The following is a 2,243-nucleotide window of genomic DNA, read 5'->3' as shown; positions in this document are numbered from 1 at the left end:
GCTTGGCGGCACGAGGTGCTGCGGACCCGGTATCCGGTGTTTGCGGGAGAGCCGTATCAGGAGATCGGCCAGGCGGTGGCCCGACTGTCGGTGGTCGAAGTGACCGCCGGAGGGCTTGAGGAGGCGGTGCGGGAAGCAGAGGGGTACTGCTTCGATCTCGCCTCGGAGGTTCCGGTGCGGGCCTGGCTGTTCCAGGAGGCCGGGTCCGGCGAGCGCGTCCTGTTGCTGCTGTTGCACCACATCGCCAGTGACGGCTGGTCGGTGAGGCCGTTGCTGCGCGATCTCGGAAAGGCGTACCAGGCCAGAGTCTCGGGCGAGCGTCCGGTGTGGGACGCGATGCCGGTGCAGTACGCGGATTACACGTTGTGGCAGCGGGAGCTGCTGGGTTCATCCGAGGATCCAACCAGCGTGGTAAGCACCCAATTGGCCTATTGGCTGAAGGCATTGGAGGGGGCTCCTGAGGAGCTGGCGCTGCCGTCCGATCGTCCGCGGCCCGCGGTGGGGTCGTTCCGGGGCGCCACGGTCGGGCTGTCCCTCGACGCCGAGGTGCATACGCGGGTAGAGCGTATGGCCCGGGAGCGGGGCGCGAGCGTGTTCATGGTGCTGCATACGGCACTGGTGGCCCTGCTGACCCGCATCGGAGCGGGCATGGACGTACCGGTGGGCTCGGTGACCGCGGGCCGCACCGATGAGTCCCTGGAGGATCTGATCGGGTTCTTCGTGAACACCCTGGTCCTACGGACGGACACAAGCGGAAACCCGACATTCGCCGAGCTCCTGGACCGCGTACGCGAGGTGGACCTGGCAGCCTACGAACACCAGGACGTGCCCTTCGAGCGAGTCGTCGAAGAACTGAACCCGACACGGACCGCGGGCCGGCACCCGCTGTTCCAGGTCATGCTGGTCCTCCAGAACAACGCACGCCCCATGCTGGAGCTGGGCCCGATACGTACAGCACCAGAACCCATCACCATACGTAATGCGAAATTCGACCTGTTCGCCGAACTGGAAGAAACCTTCGACCCACAGGGCCACCCAACCGGCATCCACGGAGTACTCGAATACGCGACAGACCTCTACGACCCGGCCACCGCAAACCGCCTCGCACAAGCCTTCACCCTGCTCCTGGACACTGCCAGCGCCCAACCCGAGCTTTGCCTGAGTGACCTTCCGCTGACCGACCCCGCCACGCACCAAGCCCAGCTGGCAGCATGGAACAACACCACCCGCACGTACCCGCCCACCACCCTGCCCTTCCTCTTCGAGAAGCAGGCCGCCCGCACCCCCGAACACACCGCAGTCATCAGCGACAACCACACACTCACCTACCGCCAACTCAACGAACGAGCCGACCAACTCGCCCGATGCCTCATCCTCCGAGGAGTCGGTCCGGAACGGATCGTCGCGGTCAAGCTGCCCCGCTCCGTCGAGCTGGTTGTCGCGCTCTACGCGATTCACAAGGCGGGGGCGGCGTATGTGCCGGTCGACCCGTCCTATCCGCAGGACCGCATCGACTACCTCCTCGAAGACGCCCAGCCAGTGCTGGTCATCGATGAGGGAACGTATGACTCGCTGAGCACACAGCAGGTTCCGGCCGCTGTGCGACTGCCCTCGCCGGGGGAGATCGACCCGCGGAGCCCCGCGTATGTCATCTACACCTCGGGTTCGACCGGCCGCCCCAAAGGCGTGATCGTGCCGCATTCAGGCATCGTCAACCGGCTGGTGTGGATGCAGGACGAGTACGGTCTGGACTCCGACGACCGAGTCCTGCAGAAGACGACGTCGAGCTTCGACGTCTCGGTGTGGGAGTTCTTCTGGCCGCTGGCCGTGGGAGCCACCCTCGTCCTGGCCAAGCCGGAGGGGCACAGAGACCCTGGTTACCTGGCGTCGCTGATCCAGCGGAAGGCGGTCACCACGCTCCACTTCGTACCGTCGATGCTCGAGGTCTTTCTTCAGCACGACGCGGCGCGAGGCTGTACGGGGCTGCGGCGGGTCTTCTGCAGCGGTGAGGCTCTGTCGGGCGACCTGGCCAGGAGGTTCCATTCAACCCTGGGTGCCGAGCTCCACAACCTCTACGGCCCGACTGAAACATCGGTGGACGTGACGCATTGGCGGTCCACACCGCTCCACACCGATGGGGCGACGGTGCCGATCGGTCGTCCGGTGGCGAATACGCGGATGTTCGTGCTGGATGCGGGGTTGCGGCCGGTGCTGCCGGGTGTGGTGGGCGAGTTGTATATCGC

1 protein-coding gene is annotated in these 2,243 nt (G+C 65.8%); it reads left to right on the top strand.

Translation table 11 applies throughout. The features are described 5' to 3' along the window. Positions 1–2,243: AMP-binding protein (locus ACFV2X_RS55520; RefSeq protein ID WP_385631949.1), on the top strand; the 2,243-nt coding region annotated here is incomplete at both ends.

The organism is Streptomyces sp. NPDC059679 (assembly GCF_042734105.1).
Lineage (GTDB): Bacteria > Actinomycetota > Actinomycetes > Streptomycetales > Streptomycetaceae > Streptomyces.
This window is presented reverse-complemented; position numbering and strand designations above follow the sequence as displayed.